Origin of the sequence: uncultured Formosa sp., assembly GCF_947500765.1 — a bacterium.
GTDB lineage: Bacteria > Bacteroidota > Bacteroidia > Flavobacteriales > Flavobacteriaceae > Formosa.
Window position 1 is genome coordinate 13,903 of sequence record NZ_CANMTH010000001.1, and the last position, 17,528, is coordinate 31,430.

The following is a 17,528-nucleotide window of genomic DNA, read 5'->3' on the forward strand; positions in this document are numbered from 1 at the left end:
ATTGTTTGAAATAAATTCAAACAATACTTTAAACAATATTTTTAATGTAAACAACCTCGATACAATGCCTTATAATAACTTATGTATTCATCGAACCCCTCCCCATTTGGATCTTCATCTCTTTCCTCCGCCATATTCATTACCACTCCTCTAGCCCAGGAGGCACACTGTGAAGGAGAATTATTTTCCTCTTCTAAAATATTTTCTTTAGTATTTTCAGCATTTGCAAAACTTCCAGAAAGCAACACTACAATAAATAAACTCAATAATTTTTTCATAATTTTTAAATTTTAATGGTTTAGTTTTAGTTTTTTTTGAAGCCTTTTTTTCTGAAGCCATTAATTATTAAAAACTAGCGCTAGTTAAGTTGCAACTGTCTATTAATAAAATTAGAAACGGCTTCAATTGAATCTAATACTATTTTAAGACATTCAAATTTATTGTTTACTGAAGAAAAAAAAACGATTTTATGTTAAAAAACTGAGTAATTCGTCGAAAATAGCTTTTTTTATTACGGTAAAACCGTAATAACATCCATTTTTACAAAAATTCTATTATAGTACAATCGCTAGCAGTGGTTAAAAAATATTTCTAAAAATTTGAAACCGTCCTATTTTGATCTGTAATTCCAAATTGTACAGCGACTTGATCGGCTTTAGGAACCGCTAACAAATTAGCATACTCTAAAGAATTATTAAGACTATCTGTAACTTAACCTGAAAACGCTATGGTTTGGGCGTAATTAGAACACCCTATTAAAACAAATAGAATTGTTACTTTTAGCTTCCTGAAAATATTTAGTTTAATTCTCAAAAGAGAAAGTATGTTCTTTATTTTTACCATCAATTTTTGAGTTGATTCAGCTATTTCTTCGCCTTCTTCAAGAAACTTTAATGTTCAAAAATTGCGCTTTACACTAATTTTAATACCTATCCCCTTAAATTAGAGATAACCTTATTCACATACGCATTGTATTCTTCTTCGGTCATTTTCTTTCCTTTCATAGGAATATTAATTTTAGGCACTTTTTCTTGTTTTTTAAGTTCAATTAAATACGTTATAATATTATTTTCTTCTACTTGAAAAATAAGCCCTGGTAACCCAAAGTAACCATCGGGCCCTGCAGGTATTGTTATTTTAGGATTATACCACGCTATAATTTCTCTCGTAATTTCCCCATCTCTTGTATTCACTGTCTTTTTTGTTGTTGCTTTATAGCACAAATCATCATTTATGGTTTTGCTTTCTTTTGTCAAAACCCACTTGTTTTCTTTTGATGATTTAAGAACTAAAATAGTTTCTCCATAATCACTGACTTCATTAACAGAAGAAAGGTTAACCATATCGTAATAATACTCTCCATGAACTCCAATAATGGAATTAGCTAATTTTTGAGATAGTTGATCAGCATTATCTATAGAAAGCTCCCTTGTTTTGGAGTATCTAGCAATTTTAGTATTAAATACTAATTCATATTCAAATTCATCAACAACTTTATCTATTGACTTTAAAGATTGCTTCAACTGATAGCTTATGTTTTTATTTGACTCAATATTTTCCTTAGAAACATTTATTTTCTTTTTATAAATGGCATAACCTCCTATATCTTGACTAAAAGAGACGAAGGAAAACAAAACTAAAATTGGAACTAAAATTGATTTCATAAATAATTTTAAGTTTATTATTTTTTTAGGATAATAGCATAGATAACTGCACTTACAATTACCTATGCAAATTAAACGGCATAATTAGTCTAATTACTAATTAGCTTCACAAGTATCATATACAGCAAGAAACACATTGTGTTCATAGGCGTGTGATAATCCAAACATATCACCAATCTCTGTTGCTGCTGCATCAGCCATATCAAAGCATTTTGTACTTTCAGCAGTTGACCCTGCAAAAACGATACTTGACATTAATAAAAATGCCATAAACTTTTTTATATTAATAAAGATTAATGCTCCATTAAGGTCTAGAGCGGTTATTTTTCGACCTTTAATTGTTTACATTTTCAGAGAGTCAATTTACATTGTTCTGTTAAATTCCATAAGCTGGCTGATAATTTAATTACTCTTATTGAGCTATCAAATGACAACCAAAAAGATTGTCTTATAAAGAAATTTACCGATTCAAAAGCATAATTTAAAATCGGCATACTGTTAAATAATTACAACATAAAAACCGTTTTAATAAGTAAAAAACTAGAACTGCTTCAATTGAAGCTAATACTATTTTAAGACATTCAAATCTATTGTTTACTGAAACAAAAAAAACAATTTTATGTTAAAAAACTGAGCAATTCATCGAAAATAGCTTTTATTATTACGGTAAAACCGTAATAACATCCATTTTTACAAAAATTCTATTATAATACAATCGCTAGCAGTGGTTAAAAAATATTTCTAAAAATTTGAAACCGTCCTATTTTGATCTGTAATTCCAAATTATACAGCGACTTGATCGGCTTTAGGAACCGCTAACAAATTAGCATACTCTAAAGGGTTGTTAAGACTATCTGTAACTTGACCTGAAAACGCTATGGTTTGGGCGCACAAACACGTCGTACTTATTAAAGCAAAACATAATAGCAATATTATTTTTTTAAGCATAGTTTTATAATTTTTATTCTAACACTAAACCAGCTATTTTAGACTTTAAAAAGTAACAATTTTAATCTAAATACCGTTCTAATTTCTTATTTAAACCGCCAATTATATCTTCATATTCCTTTTCATTTGATGTATTTGTATCTTCAATATTTTGAACTTTTAAATTAGGTATTATATCAATTTTTCTAGCAGTTACCACTGCTCCTTTAAGATGCACCTCTACTATTAAACCAGGTAAACCCATAAAAATGTCTGGACCAGCTTGCAGAGGAATGGATGGAGCAAACCAAGCTTCAATACTAAATTCCTTATTTAATACTGGGTTATAATATTTACCTGTAGCCTGAATTACATTATATCCTAATATGTTTTTTTGAGATGTTGAAATCTTCCAATTAAAATTATATGCCTTTTGTTTAACTTTAAAATCTTGTCCTGCTAATCTTTTGCTAAAAATGATACTATCTGTAGCATAATTAGAATAAACCTGTTCATTAAAAGAAGCAAATCGTTTTGCTAATTTTATAAGCATTTGTGTTTTCGGAGAATCACTATCAGATTGTAATTTATCTTCAGCCTCAAAAAAGGATTCCTCTTTTGTCGCTATTAAATTATAATTTACTGCTTTTGCCTGCTCGCGAACTTCTCTTGTTAACTGTTTTCCTCGTTCATCTAAATTATCTACAGAACCATGCAGTTTAATCTCAGAAATATGATAATTCACTTTATACGCCGTTTGAGCTTTAGCTGCTATAGAATACATACTGAATATAATCAGACAAGAAATAACCTGAAACAGAGTTTAATTTGGCTTGAAGAACTGAGTGGCATTTAACATAATCTATGCAAGCAAGAAGTTTATCAAACCTAAACAAAAAATTATTAAAAGAATGAGTCAAAGGATGCCTTTCATCGAAAAACACTAAAAACCAACACCTTAAACTACGGTAAAACCGTAAAACGATTAATATTTTAAGTACTCAATCTTTAATTAAATCATTTAGAATCATTCTCATGCTCCTCCAAATCCTTACGCAAATCGAGCTTCCTAAAGGTTGGAGAAAATACCCCTGTAGTTAGTACAATTAATAAGGTCATACTACCTCCAAATACAACGGCTGTAACCGTCCCCATAAGTTTAGCTGTAAGACCACTTTCAAAAGCCCCCAGTTCGTTAGAAGAGCCAACAAACATAGAATTTACGGAAGCCACACGTCCACGCATATGGTCGGGTGTTTTTAATTGTAAAATGGTCTGACGAATCACCATTGAAATGCCATCGAAAACACCACTAAAAAATAAAGCAACTACCGATACCCAAAACCATGTGGAAATCCCAAACACAATTATACTGCATCCAAATCCAAAAATAGCTATGAGTAACTTCATCCCGGCATCTTTATTTAAAGGGATATATGCAGAAATAACCATCGTAATAAAAGCTCCCACTGCCGGTGCGGCACGTAACACGCCAAACCCTTGCGGTCCGACTTTTAAAATATCTTGCGCAAATACAGGCAATAAAGCCACAGCACCTCCAAATAAAACGGCCACCATATCTAAAGTAAGTGCCCCTAAAATGGCTTTAGTACTAAACACAAACTTTAGGCCTTCTCTTAAACTTTGCATTATAGGTTCTCCAATGTTCGGATTTAAAATAGGCTTTGTAGAAATCTGAGTTAATGCCATTAATGCTGTTATGGAAAAGCCTACAATTAAACACATAGACCAATGCACTCCAATTAAATGAATAGAAAACCCTGCCAATGCAGGCCCTAATACCGCTCCCATTTGCCAAACCGAACTACTCCAAGTTGCCGCATTTGGATATAGTTTTTTAGGTACTACTAATGACAATAATGAAAATATAGTGGGGCCTAAAAACGAACGGACAAATCCGCCAAGAAATACTAAAAAGTAAATAGAATATAGAACTACGTTTTGAGAAAGGTTGCCTACAATTTTTGGCCATGTGAGTAAAAATAAGCCAAAACTAATCACTGAAAAGCCTAGTATACATTTTATTAGTAAACTCTTTTTTTCGCTCTGATCTACAATATGTCCTGAAAACAAAGCCATAGACACGGCAGGAATCACTTCCATAAGTCCGATAATTCCTAACGATAATGGATTTTTAGTAATGCTATACACTTCCCATTCTATGACAATAAATTGCATAGACCAGGCAAATACCATGGCAAAACGGACTAATAAAAATATATTGAATTCTTTGTACCGTAAGGCAGCGTATGGATCTTTCTGTTTCATAACCTATCTAAAGATGAAACAAATGTACAAAAGTGACTGTTTTAAAAAATTCTGATACTCATTTAATTTTTACAAATATCATTAATATATACGTCTAATTCTAAATGGAACAAGGTTCCGGTAATTAAATCGTCTATATCTCTTAACTCTAAAGCATTTATAGCTAAATCGACTTGCTTACAAGGTGTTTTTAACAACATAAACCTACTGCGTTCTTTACCTTTACAATACCCACAGGGATTTATAGACTTAACATAATCGATTTGTTTTTGAAACTGAATAATTTCATAATACGTAAGATAAAACCCCATATCACGGAAAATAATTTGAATTTTAGGAGACTGTTTTTCAGGTTTTTCTTCATTCCAAATAAAAGAAACACCGAATGCATTATGGTATATTTTATTGATGTCTTGATCCATAGCTTTAACTTTTGAATCACTAAAATACCTATTATTTATATTTAATCTAAATAAAAATAATATTTTATTTTAAATCCCTCAATTTTAACTGCAAACTAGTTGTTCCTTTCCAGTGATTTTCATCTATAGAATAAACCACACTAAAAGGGATTTTAGTAGAAACTAAATCAATCTTTCCACCTAGATTAAACCCAATACAAACAATAGGGTTTACGTTGGGTTGCTTCACGGTTATACGCAAATGATCTTCGTCTTTCCCAACACATTTTCCATAACCAGTATCTACAACACCTTCTGTCATAAACACAGGCATCATATTCCCTGGACCAAAGGGAGCAAACTGCTTAAGAATGCGGTAAAATTTAGGTGTAATATTTTTAAGTTCAATATTCGCTTCAATTTTAATTTCTGGAGACAATAATTTCGGATCTATAGTACTGGACACCACATCTTCAAAAGCCTGTTTAAAAGCATCGTAATTCTCTGGTAGTAATGTTAATCCTGCAGCGTATTTATGTCCGCCAAATTGTTCAATATGTTCACTACAAGCATCTAAAGCATTATACACATCGAAACCAATAACAGAACGTGCAGAAGCTGCTAATTTATCGCCACTTTTAGTAAATACTAACGTTGGTCTATAATAGGTCTCTATAAGTCTGGATGCCACAATACCAATTACCCCTTTGTGCCAATCTTCTTGATATACTACAGATGTTAAACGATCTTGCTCGTTAAGTTCTTCAATCTGGACTAGAGCTTGTTTTGTAATTTCCTGATCGGCTTCACGACGGTCTAAATTAAAACTTTCAATTTCTGCGGCATAGATTTCAGCTTGAGCTTCATCCATTTCAGTAAGCAATTGCACGGCATAAGTTCCGTGTTTCATACGTCCGGCAGCATTAATTCTAGGTGCTACTATAAAAACCACATCGGTAATGGTGAACTCTGTTTTATCGACCTGATTTAAAATGGCTTTAATGCCTGGTCTCGGATTCTCGTTAATAATTTGAAGTCCGTAATACGCCAAAATTCGGTTTTCTCCAGTAATAGGTACAATATCGGCACCGATAGCCGTAGCCACTAAATCTAAATATTCTCCTAGATCGTCTATAGTATAACCCTGTTTAGATGCTAAGGCTTGAATGAGTTTAAAACCAACACCACAACCACACAACTCCTTATACGGATACTCGCAATCGTCACGTTTTGGATCTAGAACTGCAGCGGCATCTGGAATAGCATCGCCTGGTCTGTGGTGATCGCAAATAATAAAATCGATGCCCTTTTCTTTGGCATATGCCACTTTATCGATTGCTTTTATACCACAGTCTAACGCCACTATAAGAGTAAAATCGTTATCGTGAGCAAAATCAATGCCTTTAAAAGACACGCCATAACCTTCGTCGTAACGATCCGGAATATATGTTATCACATTCTCCTGACGTGTTCGTAAATACGAACTCATTAACGCCACAGACGTGGTTCCGTCGACATCATAATCGCCATACACCATGATATTTTCACCAGTTTCCAGAGCCTGTTCTATACGTGCCACAGCGCGATCCATGTCTTTCATTAAAAACGGATCGTGTAACTCACTAAGATTCGGCCTGAAGAAAGATTTAGCGTCTTTGAAGGTCTCAATGCCACGTTGCAATAATAACGATGCTGTTAATTCATCTATTTGAAGCGCTTCTTGTAATGCTTTTACTTTCTGAGATTCTGGTTTTGGTTTTATGGTCCAACGCATAGTTTATAGCTGACTATATTTTTAATTATTATGATAATGAGAACGTACTTTAACATCGGCAAAGCGACGAAACATTTCCATAACACCGCAATATTTATCGACAGACAAATCTACAGCTCTTTTAATTTTTACTTCATTTAAATCTGTACCATAAAAATGATAATCTACAGTAACTAAATGATAATATTTTGGATGTTCTTCGGTTAAATGCCCTTCAATAACAATTTTAAAATCGTCTATCTCAACCTTCATTTTTTCTAACATTGGCGTAATATCTACCCCCGAACATCCTGCAAGTGCTGTTAACATTAATGCCTTAGGGCGCAATCCGTCACCTTTACCACCATTATCTGCTCCTAAATCTATTAATACAGTTTTTCCACTTGGATTATCAGATTCAAACTGAACATTTTTTTTCCATTGAGTTGTAACAAGATGTGTCATAATTGCATTATTTTTCGTTAATTGATACTTCAAAAATACGACTAAAATTCAGAATAAAATGCCACTAATAACACCATTATCTCCCGACCACGATCTAGAAACACAAGATTTAGCAACCTTTTTTAACGAAACATTGGGCTTCTGCCCAAACTCGGTTTTAACCATGCAACGCCGGCCAGCCATAAGTAAAGCCTTCATTAATTTAAACAAAGCCGTGATGGCTAACGAAGGTCGCGTAACTTCCGCTTTAAAACGCCTGATTGCTTGGGTTAGTAGTAATGCTACAGGCTGTCGCTATTGCCAAGCACACGCTATTCGTGCCGCAGAGCGCTATGGAGCCGAACAAGAGCAACTCGATAACGTTTGGGAGTATCGCACCCACCCCGCATTTAGCGAGGCCGAACGTGTGGCTTTAGATTTTAGTTTGGCAGCCTCACAAATACCGAATGCTGTAGACGACACTTTAAAAAAGCGATTGAACACTTATTGGAACGAAGGCGAAATTGTAGAAATGTTAGGAGTGATTTCACTATTCGGATATTTAAACCGTTGGAACGACAGCATGGGAACCACATTGGAAGACGAGGCCATAGAAAGTGGCGAACAGCATTTAGGAAAACACGGCTGGGAAAAGGGTAAACATATTTAAACGGTTTTGGGCGTTCCCCTTTTGGGGCGCGCTTTCCGTTGTATCTTTTATGGTTGAAAAAGACCATAAAAGGATGCCACTGCAATCGCTAACGCAAATGGATTTTCAATTATAGAATATCTGTTCATTTTTTCCATTGATGAAAAAACGAACCAAAAAAATCTAGGCTTACGAATCTTTATCTAAATTTATCGTTTACCACCACATGTTCTCTGAAATTGTAAACCCCTCAATTTAAGTCATTAAAATATCAAAATTCCGATATTTTTTTCCTTCTCATTTATTCAATAAAATCAGCATATTTGGCTGAAAATCGTCTAGAAATTCATTAAATAAATTTGATTTCACAACATTTATTTTTCTATTATATTTGATTAAATGTAAAGTATTATATACTTTTATATAAAAATAATAGAATATGAACATACAAATACTACCCAATTGGTGCAAAAAAATAGGCATCTTAATTTTTATCACATTTGCAATATTAGCTGGTAGCGATGGCTTTAGAGCCGGCTGGAATAGTGTAAGAGACACTAGTCCCTACGACAAACAAGCTAAAAGTACTCTTAATAATCACGGAGACACAATTCAAGGAGAGACCAAACCTGAGACACATTATTTTTATTTCGGAAAAGAGACAACTCACTTATTTAATATTATAAGTATGGTAGGACTGTTTATATATATACTATCTAAAGAAAAAATTGAAGACGATTATATCAATAAATTACGAGCAGATTCATTTCAGCTTTCCATCTTAATTTTTCTATTGGTTTCATTAGGAATTTATGTATTCCAAGCCAATTTAAATATGCCTGTAGATTATTTTCTATTCCCTTATATGATACTATTCCTCATTATATTTTCCATAAAAAAACGAGTGTATTAATGAAAAACCTCATAAAAGTAGAGCGAGCAAGACACAATTTAACCCAAGCAGATTTAGCTGAGAAATTGCAAGTTTCCAGACAAACTATTCACGCTATTGAAAATAACAAATTCAACCCCTCAGTAATCTTAGCCATTAAAATGGCTCGATTTTTTGATGTAACTGTTGAATATTTATTTGATATCGAAGAATAAGATTTTATAGTATATCGTGGACTCTTTTTTGTAGTTCAGGCACAACTGATGCTTCGAACCACGGATTTTTAGACAGCCAAAATCGGTTTCGTGGCGACGGGTGCGGAATAGGAAAATACGTAGGTAAATACGATTCGAAGTTGGAAACAGTTTCAGTTAAATTTGTTCCAACGTCTGCTTTTAGATAATATTTCTGAGCATAATTCCCAATTAAAATCACAAGCTTTACATCTGGCATTTTACTAAATAACGTGGCATGCCATTGAGGCGCACATTCGGGTCTTGGAGGTAAATCGCCACTTTTACCTTTACCAGGATAACAAAATCCCATAGGAATAATGGCGAAATTCTTGGTATTATAAAACTGGTCTTCGGTGACATTTAGCCACGTTCTTAAACGCTTACCGCTAGCGTCGTCCCAAGCAATTCCAGAATTATGCACTTTTAGTCCTGGTGCCTGACCAATAATTACAATCTTAGATTCGGAATGCGCCGTTACAATAGGATGCGGACCTAAAGGCAAAGCGTCTGCACAAATGGTGCATTGCTTAATCTGACATAAAAGCGCATCCATAATTGCTTATTTCAATTTTAAAGGGTCTCCTTCAAATTCTAATCCTTCAAACCCTGTTTTTATAAAATTTCTAATGTTTTGATGTCCGTTTCCTTCTGGATCTCCTAAGACATCTATATAATAAAACTGACCAAAACATGCTAATGTCTCTTCCTTTGTAAACCCTTGAAGTTTTGCAAAAGCAAACAATTTACAAGAGCCAGAGTTTTCTCCTGCTTTATTATATACCTCTCCATTTGTAAAGGCTGTTGGTGTAAATTCGTAATAAGCATCTATAACGTCCATTGTATCTGAAAACACAACAGACTTAGGTATGTTTTGTACTTTTTCTTTAAATATGTCTAATGTCATTTTATGAAAACTATTTATATCTATTTTTTTCCACCAACCACAACAACAATCTCTCCTTTTGGTGGTTTATTGGTGTAATGTTCTAAAACTTCTTTTGCTGTACCACGAATGGTTTCTTCATATAATTTAGTTAATTCACGAGAGACAGAAACGGGACGATCTTCTCCAAAATATTCGCAAAAATGGGTCAAGGTTTTTATGAGTTTGTGTGGCGATTCGTAAAATATAATGGTACGCGTTTCTTCGGCTAACAGCTGCAAACGGGTTTGTCTTCCTTTTTTTACGGGTAAAAACCCTTCGAAAACAAACTTATCGTTTGGCAATCCAGAATTTACTAAAGCAGGTACAAATGCTGTGGCACCAGGCAAACAATCGACTTCGATACCATGTTCTACACATGCTCGTGTCAATAAAAATCCAGGATCTGAGATGGCAGGAGTTCCGGCATCACTAATTAATGCTATTACGGTTCCTCCTTTTAATTTATTTATTAGCCCCTGAACCGTTTTATGCTCGTTATGCATATGGTGTGATTGCGAATGCGTACTAATTTCAAAATGTTTTAAAAGTTTTCCAGAAGTTCGCGTGTCTTCAGCTAATATTAAATCGGCTTCTTTTAAAACGCGTATGGCTCTAAAAGTCATATCTTCTAAATTACCAATAGGCGTAGGCACGATGTAAAGTTTGCTCATGTGTTAAAAATTAAAGGCATGTTTTAAAACTTCTTTTGAAGTTAAATACAAGTAAAGTTAATATGGTTAGAACGTGTAAATTTTAAAAAACTAATTGAATTTACGCTCTATTATTTGCATAAATCGTTCTTCGAATATGTCTTTACCTTCCCAATTATTATAATCTATTTTTACAACATTTTGAATTAAGTTCTGAGCTTCTTCAAAGTTACTACAAGTATTAATCTGAGAAATAACACGTTCGTAATCTTCGCTACTACCACCAAATAATTGTTTTATAAAAGCAATTTTATCATTTAAACCAATGGTTAATCCTCCACCTTTTAATCTATCGTTTAAAGATTTTTTAGAGTTTACTTTAAAAGATTCGGCTACAGGTTCAAAGACTGGAGTTTCTTTAAAATCGGCAGTAATTTCTTCAAAATCGTTTTTCTCATAGCTAGTTTTAGGCGCAATAGCTTCAAAAATATCGTCTACTTCATCTGCTTCATGAGGCATTTGAGCAACTAAATCTTTAATTTTTTCCATAACAGGTTCTGCAATATCTTCTGCATCTTCATTAGGCTGTTGTTGGTCTTCACGGATATACACATGCTCGTCGACTTCTACACTATCAGAAATTTTATTATTGAATGCATCGTCTAACATATCGAAAAAAGAAGAATCGTTAGCAATGGTTAGCTTCTCTCCTTCAGGGGATTCCTGAAGAAATTTAAGTACAGAAAGTTTTTCAAAAAGAATAGCAGTTTCTGCATGTAATGCATCTAAATCATCTTTGCCTTCAAGTCTAATAATTCTTAATGCAATATTAATTAACTCTGATTCTAATTTCTTCTTCATAACTTTTATATTTAAACTATTTTCGCCTTTTAATTTTTAATAAATTTACACGCTTATAAACAAACGAAAGTTTGTAAAATTTTAGTGTTAAAATTACAAAATGTTTCTCGAAAATACAGTAAATCATAAAGAACAATTTGGTTGGATAGAAGTTATCTGCGGATCGATGTTCTCTGGAAAGACGGAAGAATTAATCCGAAGACTTAAACGCGCTCAGTTTGCCAAACAAAAAGTCGAAATTTTTAAACCTTCAGTAGACATCCGCTACAACGAAGACATGGTGGTATCTCACGATGCCAACGAAATACGTTCTACACCAGTTCCTGCTGCTGCAAACATTCCTATTTTAGCAGATGGATGTGAAGTGGTTGGTATTGATGAAGCTCAATTTTTCGACGACGAAATTGTTCGGGTTTGTAACGATTTAGCCAATAAAGGCATTCGTGTTATTGTCGCTGGATTAGATATGGACTTTAAAGGCAACCCCTTCGGACCAATGCCTAATTTAATGGCCACAGCAGAATATGTTACAAAAGTACATGCTATATGTACGAGAACAGGAAATTTAGCACAATTTAGTTATAGGAAATCTCAAAATGATGCTCTAGTTTTACTAGGAGAAACAGAAGAGTACGAACCTCTTAGCCGTGCAGCATACTACAAAGCAATGCATAACGAAAAAGCGAATAACACTAACATTAATAAAACCGATAATACCGATTTAAATTTTTAAAACACCCATGCTTAAAGCGCAGGAAACCCTTTTAGAGATAGATTTAAAAGCGTTAGAACATAATGTTACTTACCTAAAATCTATAATAGATTCTTCTACAAAATTTATGGCTGTTGTAAAGTCATATGCCTATGGAAATGATGCCGTAGAAATTGCAAAACATTTAGAAACGTTAGATGTAGATTATTTTGCCGTTGCCTACACCTATGAGGGTGAACAACTAAGGACAGGAGGCGTCTCTAAACCTATATTAGTACTTCATGCCCAGTCTGTATACTTTAATACACTTATAGAAAATTGCTTAGAACCCAACTTATATAGCTTTAAAGTATTAAAAGAATTTATTGCTACTGCTGAAGCTTTAAACCAAAAACAGTATCCTATACACCTAAAATTTAATACAGGTTTAAATCGTTTAGGCTTTTCTGAATCTGATATACCAGAAATAATTACAATTTTAAATAATACTGAAGCGATTAAAGTAACCTCGCTATTTTCGCATTTAGGAGCAAGCGAAGATTTGGACGAAAAAGAATTCACCTTAGCTCAAATTGAAGCTTTTGATAACATCTCTAAAACTTTTTTAGAAAAATTAAACTACAAACCTTTGCTACACATATGTAACACCTCAGGAATTATTAATTATCCTGAAGCACATTATAATATGGTACGAAGCGGAATTGGAATGTATGGCTTTGGAAATTCGGAAAAAGAAAACACTCACTTTAAACCCATAACAACTTTAAAAACGGTAATTTCTCAAATCAACCACATTCCAAAAGGACAAAGCGTAGGTTATAATCGCGGTTACATTTGCGATACTCCATTAATAACAGCCACTTTACCCCTTGGACATGCAGATGGTATTGGAAGAGAATACGGAAATGGCAAAGGATTTGTTGCTATAAACGGACAAAAAGCACCTATTGTAGGGAACACATGTATGGATATGATTATGGTAGATATTACAAATATAGATTGCCATGAAGGAGATGAAGTTATTGTCTTTGGAAATTACCCAACTGCCGAAGAGTTTGCAGCTACAGCTAATACGATATCTTATGAGTTACTTACAGGACTCTCCCAGCGTATTAAACGTGTTATTTTAAGATAAAATTAACATTATTAGCATTTTTTATATACTTTCGCCATTATTAACCAATACCAAAACCATATGGCATTTTTCAAAGATTTCAAATCCTTTCTACTAAAAGGAGACATTATTAACCTTGCAACAGCAGTAATTGTTGGTGGTGCATTTGGTAAAATTGTAACTTCATTTACTAAAGACATTCTAATGCCGCCAATTGGCATGTTGCTTGGAGATGTAAGTTTTACAGATTTAAAGTATGTACTAAAAGAAGCGACAACAAATGCAGCTGGCGCTGAAGTTCCGGCAGTATCTATTAATTACGGTAACTTTTTACAAATGATTATCGATTTCATTATTATTGGATTCTGTATTTTCATGGTATTAAAAGCTTACGAAAATTCTAAAAAGAAAGAAGAAGCAGCTCCTGCGGCTCCAGCTGGACCAACACAAGAAGAGCTTTTAGCAGAAATAAGAGATTTACTAAAGAAATAAAATTGTTAAATAATTAACAATTTGTTTTTTGTTGTTAAAAAGCCTTGGTTTTAAAGAGACTAAGGCTTTTTTTAAATTATTAATACTTAGTTTTGTTCAAAATAATAATTGACACACTTAAACTAATATTATATAATGAAAGTAGCTGTAGTTGGTGCCACGGGTATGGTTGGCGAAGTAATGCTTAAAGTTCTTGCAGAACGTAATTTTCCATTAACAGAATTAATACCAGTTGCCTCAGAACGCTCTGTAGGTAAAACAATTTCTTATAAAGGACAAGATTATAAAGTTGTAGGTTTAGCAGATGCTGTAGCAATGAAACCAGATGTAGCTTTATTTTCTGCAGGAGGAGACACCTCTTTAGAATGGGCTCCTAAATTTGCAGAAGTAGGTACAACAGTAGTCGATAATTCTTCAGCTTGGAGAATGGATCCTACGAAAAAATTAATCGTTCCTGAAATTAACGCGAACGAATTAACAAAAGACGATAAAATTATTGCTAACCCTAACTGTTCGACTATTCAATTAGTTATGGCTTTAGCACCGCTTCATAAAAAATACAAAATGAAACGTGTTGTCGTTTCAACATACCAATCGGTTTCAGGTACAGGTGTAAAAGCTGTAAAACAATTAGAAAACGAAGTTGCTGGTATTAAAGGAGAAATGGCCTACCCTTATCCTATTGGTAGAAATGCATTACCACATTGTGATGTGTTTTTAGATAACGGATACACTAAAGAGGAAATGAAATTAGCTTTAGAACCTCAAAAAATATTAAGTGACACCTCTTTTTCTGTATCTGCAACAGCTGTAAGAATCCCTACCGCTGGTGGACATTCTGAATCTGTAAATGTAGAATTTGAAAATGATTATGATTTAGCAGATGTTCGTAAATTATTAAGCGAAACTCCAGGCGTAATTGTTCAAGATAACACAGACACAAATACGTATCCAATGCCAATATATGCACATGGAAAAGATGAGGTTTTTGTAGGACGTATTAGAAGAGACGAAACACAAAAGAATACGATAAACATGTGGATTGTTGCCGACAATTTACGTAAAGGTGCTGCAACAAATACCATTCAGATTGCAGAGTATTTAATTGAAAATAAAATGATATAAAGGAACCCCCTTAAATATATCTTAAAAAAAGCTCCTAAGTCTAACCGCTTAGGAGCTTTTTAGTTATTTTTGATTACCTATAAAATACTTTTGTTATGAAAAGATTAATAGCCTGCCTAATTGTTTTAACGCTCTTCAATTCTTGCAAAAATGAACAAGAATTAAAAAAAAATAAAAATCAAATAGTGAACTACCCTATAACAAAAACTACAGATACTATAGATACCTATTTTGGTATTGAAGTAAAAGATCCGTACCGATGGCTGGAAGACGATAAGAGTCCAGAAACAGAGGCTTGGGTTAAAGAAGAAAACAAAGTTACTTACGGATATTTAAATAAAATTCCATTTAGAAATGCCATTAAAGAACGGTTATCTACATTATGGAATTACGAAAAAATAGGACCTCCTTTTAAAGAAGGTAAATACAATTACTTTTACAAAAATAACGGATTACAAGATCAACATGTAATATACAGAACACAAGGCGACAATAAAACAGAAGATGTATTTCTAGACCCTAACACATTTAGTGATAATGGCACGACATCTTTAGGTGGATTATCGTTTTCTAAAGATGGTAGTATTGCTGCTTATGCTATTTCTGAAGGCGGAAGTGACTGGAGAAAAATTATTATTATAAATGCCGAAACAAAAGCGGTTATAGAAGACACTTTAGTCGATGTAAAATTTAGCGGCATGTCTTGGAAAGGTAACGAAGGATTTTATTATTCTAGTTACGACAAACCTAAGGGCAGTGAGTTGTCTGCTAAAACAGATCAACACAAAGTGTATTATCATAAACTTGGTACGAATCAAAATCAAGACAAACTTATTTTTGGTGGTACACCCAACGAAAAACATCGCTATATAAATGCAAATGTTACCGAAGATGATCATTATTTAATTATAACTCCACGTACATCAACATCTGGTAATAAATTATACATAAAAGATTTAACGAAGCCAAAAAGCTCCTTTGTTGCCATTTTAGAAAACACAGATAGCGATACCTATTTATTAGACAATGTTGGAAGTAAATTATTTTTAGTTACGAATTTAAATGCACCAAATAAGAAAATTGTAACAGTAGATGCCTCAAATCCAACTCCAGAACATTGGGTCGATTTCATTCCTGAAACACAAAATGTACTAACACCTTCTACTGGAAGTCATTTTATTTTTGCTAATTATATGGTCGATGCGGTATCACTAATTAAACAATACGATTACAACGGAAAACTAATAAGAGACGTAAAACTTCCAGGGATTGGAACTGTAAATGGATTTTCAGGTAAAAAAGAAGATGAAACTTTATATTTTACCTTCTCAAATTACACTACTCCTGCTACAAGTTATGCTTTTAAACCAGAAATAGGTAAATCTGAAGTGTACGTTAAACCAAAAGTAGATTTCGATCCTGATCAATACGAAAGCAAACAAGTCTTTTACAATTCTAAAGACGGCACAAAAGTACCTATGATTATTTCGTATAAAAAAGGCACTGAATTAAACGGTAAAAATCCTACTATTTTATACGCTTACGGCGGATTCGACGTGAGCCTAACACCTTCATTTAGCATTGCAAATGCTGTTTGGATGGAAGAAGGCGGAATTTACGCTGTACCCAATATACGTGGTGGTGGTGAATACGGAAAAGCTTGGCACGACGCTGGTACAAAAACGCAAAAACAAAACGTATTTGATGATTTTATCGCTGCTGCCGAGTATTTAATAGAAAACAAATATACATCTTCAAAGTTTCTAGCAATTAAAGGAGGATCTAACGGCGGATTATTAGTTGGTGCAACCATGACGCAACGTCCGCACTTAATGCAAGTAGCATTACCTGCTGTTGGTGTTTTAGACATGTTACGTTACCACACGTTTACTTCTGGAGCCGGATGGGCATACGATTATGGAACTTCTGAAGATAGTAAAGACATGTTTGAATATTTAAAAGGCTACTCTCCTGTTCATAACGTAAAAGCAGGTATGAGATACCCCGCAACTTTAATTACTACTGGTGATCATGACGATCGCGTAGTTCCTGCCCACAGTTTTAAATTTGCTGCGCAATTACAGAGCAAACAGAAAAACGGAAACCCTGTTTTAATTAGAATTGAAACAGATGCAGGACATGGTGCAGGTACTCCTATAAGCAAAACTATTGAGCAGTATGCAGACATATTTGGATTCACATTATACAATATGGGATTTAATGAATTACCTAATAGCACCAAAACAAGCGTTACAAAATAAAGATGCTATTTAGCATAAAACCAGAGCCATTTAACACGTATTAAATGGCTCTTTCTTTTTACAAAAATTCACAACAAACTACAGAAGAACAACAATTTAAAAACATTTACAAATTGTATTAAATTATTAATTT

At 33.5% G+C, this 17,528-nt stretch carries 20 protein-coding genes; 8 read left to right on the forward strand and 12 right to left on the reverse strand.

Going from position 1 to position 17,528, the window contains the following annotated elements:
- Positions 1-41 precede the first annotated feature (41 nt).
- From Q1B05_RS00060 to Q1B05_RS00095, 8 genes are all read right to left on the reverse strand, one after another.
- Positions 42-278 (reverse strand): hypothetical protein, encoded by a 237-nt coding sequence (locus tag Q1B05_RS00060; RefSeq protein ID WP_299776449.1) that lies wholly within the window; start codon positions 276-278, stop codon positions 42-44.
- Between the two features lie 651 nt (positions 279-929).
- Positions 930-1,664: a GLPGLI family protein gene (locus Q1B05_RS00065; RefSeq protein ID WP_299776450.1), complete on the reverse strand. Its 735-nt coding sequence runs from the start codon at positions 1,662-1,664 to the stop codon at positions 930-932.
- A 783-nt stretch (positions 1,665-2,447) separates the two neighbouring features.
- Positions 2,448-2,612 carry a hypothetical protein gene (locus Q1B05_RS00070; protein ID WP_299776451.1) on the reverse strand — a complete coding sequence of 55 codons (165 nt, stop codon included), beginning with the start codon at positions 2,610-2,612 and terminating at the stop codon, positions 2,448-2,450.
- Positions 2,613-2,673: 61 nt separating this feature from the next.
- Positions 2,674-3,411, reverse strand: a complete 738-nt coding sequence (locus Q1B05_RS00075) for a GLPGLI family protein (protein ID WP_366944331.1) — start codon at positions 3,409-3,411, stop codon at positions 2,674-2,676.
- Between the two features lie 197 nt (positions 3,412-3,608).
- Entirely contained in the window at positions 3,609-4,880 is a 1,272-nt protein-coding gene (locus Q1B05_RS00080) for an MFS transporter (RefSeq protein WP_299776452.1), read from the reverse strand.
- Between the two features lie 62 nt (positions 4,881-4,942).
- Positions 4,943-5,302 (reverse strand): hypothetical protein, encoded by a 360-nt coding sequence (locus tag Q1B05_RS00085; protein WP_299776453.1) that lies wholly within the window; start codon positions 5,300-5,302, stop codon positions 4,943-4,945.
- Between the two features lie 64 nt (positions 5,303-5,366).
- Positions 5,367-7,055, reverse strand: coding sequence for a single-stranded-DNA-specific exonuclease RecJ (recJ, locus tag Q1B05_RS00090; RefSeq protein ID WP_299776454.1), 1,689 nt, complete (start codon positions 7,053-7,055; stop codon positions 5,367-5,369).
- A gap of 21 nt (positions 7,056-7,076) precedes the next feature.
- Entirely contained in the window at positions 7,077-7,499 is a 423-nt protein-coding gene (locus Q1B05_RS00095) for an OsmC family protein (protein WP_159022196.1), read from the reverse strand.
- A 58-nt stretch (positions 7,500-7,557) separates the two neighbouring features.
- On the opposite strand from Q1B05_RS00095, the gene Q1B05_RS00100 reads away from it, so the two are divergent.
- The 3 genes from Q1B05_RS00100 to Q1B05_RS00110 all read left to right on the forward strand — a co-directional run bounded on the left by Q1B05_RS00100 (position 7,558) and on the right by Q1B05_RS00110 (position 9,234).
- Complete coding sequence (locus Q1B05_RS00100; protein WP_299776455.1) at positions 7,558-8,148, forward strand: carboxymuconolactone decarboxylase family protein; 591 nt, start codon at positions 7,558-7,560, stop codon at positions 8,146-8,148.
- 418 nt (positions 8,149-8,566) lie between these two features.
- The gene (locus Q1B05_RS00105; protein ID WP_299776456.1) at positions 8,567-9,040 is read left to right on the forward strand and encodes a hypothetical protein; all 474 of its coding nucleotides are present in this window, start codon (positions 8,567-8,569) and stop codon (positions 9,038-9,040) included.
- The gene (locus Q1B05_RS00110; protein WP_159022193.1) at positions 9,040-9,234 is read left to right on the forward strand and encodes a helix-turn-helix transcriptional regulator; all 195 of its coding nucleotides are present in this window, start codon (positions 9,040-9,042) and stop codon (positions 9,232-9,234) included. Before Q1B05_RS00105 ends, Q1B05_RS00110 begins: the two co-directional genes overlap by 1 nt.
- Before the next feature lie 4 nt (positions 9,235-9,238).
- Here the strand turns inward: Q1B05_RS00110 and Q1B05_RS00115 are convergent, their stop codons facing one another.
- From Q1B05_RS00115 to Q1B05_RS00130, 4 genes are all read right to left on the reverse strand, one after another.
- The gene (locus Q1B05_RS00115) at positions 9,239-9,808 is read right to left on the reverse strand and encodes a uracil-DNA glycosylase family protein (protein WP_299776457.1); all 570 of its coding nucleotides are present in this window, start codon (positions 9,806-9,808) and stop codon (positions 9,239-9,241) included.
- Between the two features lie 6 nt (positions 9,809-9,814).
- Positions 9,815-10,159, reverse strand: a complete 345-nt coding sequence (locus tag Q1B05_RS00120) for a HopJ type III effector protein (protein ID WP_299776458.1) — start codon at positions 10,157-10,159, stop codon at positions 9,815-9,817.
- A 20-nt stretch (positions 10,160-10,179) separates the two neighbouring features.
- Positions 10,180-10,851, reverse strand: a complete 672-nt coding sequence (gene rsmI, locus Q1B05_RS00125; RefSeq protein ID WP_299776459.1) for a 16S rRNA (cytidine(1402)-2'-O)-methyltransferase — start codon at positions 10,849-10,851, stop codon at positions 10,180-10,182.
- Positions 10,852-10,941: 90 nt separating this feature from the next.
- On the reverse strand, positions 10,942-11,691 hold the full coding sequence (locus tag Q1B05_RS00130) for a hypothetical protein (RefSeq protein WP_299776460.1): 750 nt from the start codon (positions 11,689-11,691) through the stop codon (positions 10,942-10,944).
- Between the two features lie 100 nt (positions 11,692-11,791).
- Between Q1B05_RS00130 and Q1B05_RS00135 the strand changes: the two genes are divergently transcribed.
- From Q1B05_RS00135 to Q1B05_RS00155, 5 genes are all read left to right on the forward strand, one after another.
- A complete protein-coding gene (locus tag Q1B05_RS00135; RefSeq protein WP_299776461.1) occupies positions 11,792-12,424 on the forward strand; it encodes a thymidine kinase in 633 nt (210 codons plus the stop codon).
- Positions 12,425-12,431: 7 nt separating this feature from the next.
- Complete coding sequence (alr, locus tag Q1B05_RS00140) at positions 12,432-13,538, forward strand: alanine racemase (RefSeq protein ID WP_299776462.1); 1,107 nt, start codon at positions 12,432-12,434, stop codon at positions 13,536-13,538.
- 60 nt (positions 13,539-13,598) lie between these two features.
- Positions 13,599-14,009, forward strand: a complete 411-nt coding sequence (mscL, locus tag Q1B05_RS00145) for a large-conductance mechanosensitive channel protein MscL (RefSeq protein ID WP_299776463.1) — start codon at positions 13,599-13,601, stop codon at positions 14,007-14,009.
- Between the two features lie 135 nt (positions 14,010-14,144).
- Positions 14,145-15,134 carry an aspartate-semialdehyde dehydrogenase gene (locus tag Q1B05_RS00150; RefSeq protein ID WP_299776464.1) on the forward strand — a complete coding sequence of 330 codons (990 nt, stop codon included), beginning with the start codon at positions 14,145-14,147 and terminating at the stop codon, positions 15,132-15,134.
- Positions 15,135-15,229: 95 nt separating this feature from the next.
- Positions 15,230-17,395: a prolyl oligopeptidase family serine peptidase gene (locus Q1B05_RS00155; protein ID WP_299776465.1), complete on the forward strand. Its 2,166-nt coding sequence runs from the start codon at positions 15,230-15,232 to the stop codon at positions 17,393-17,395.
- Positions 17,396-17,528 lie beyond the last annotated feature (133 nt).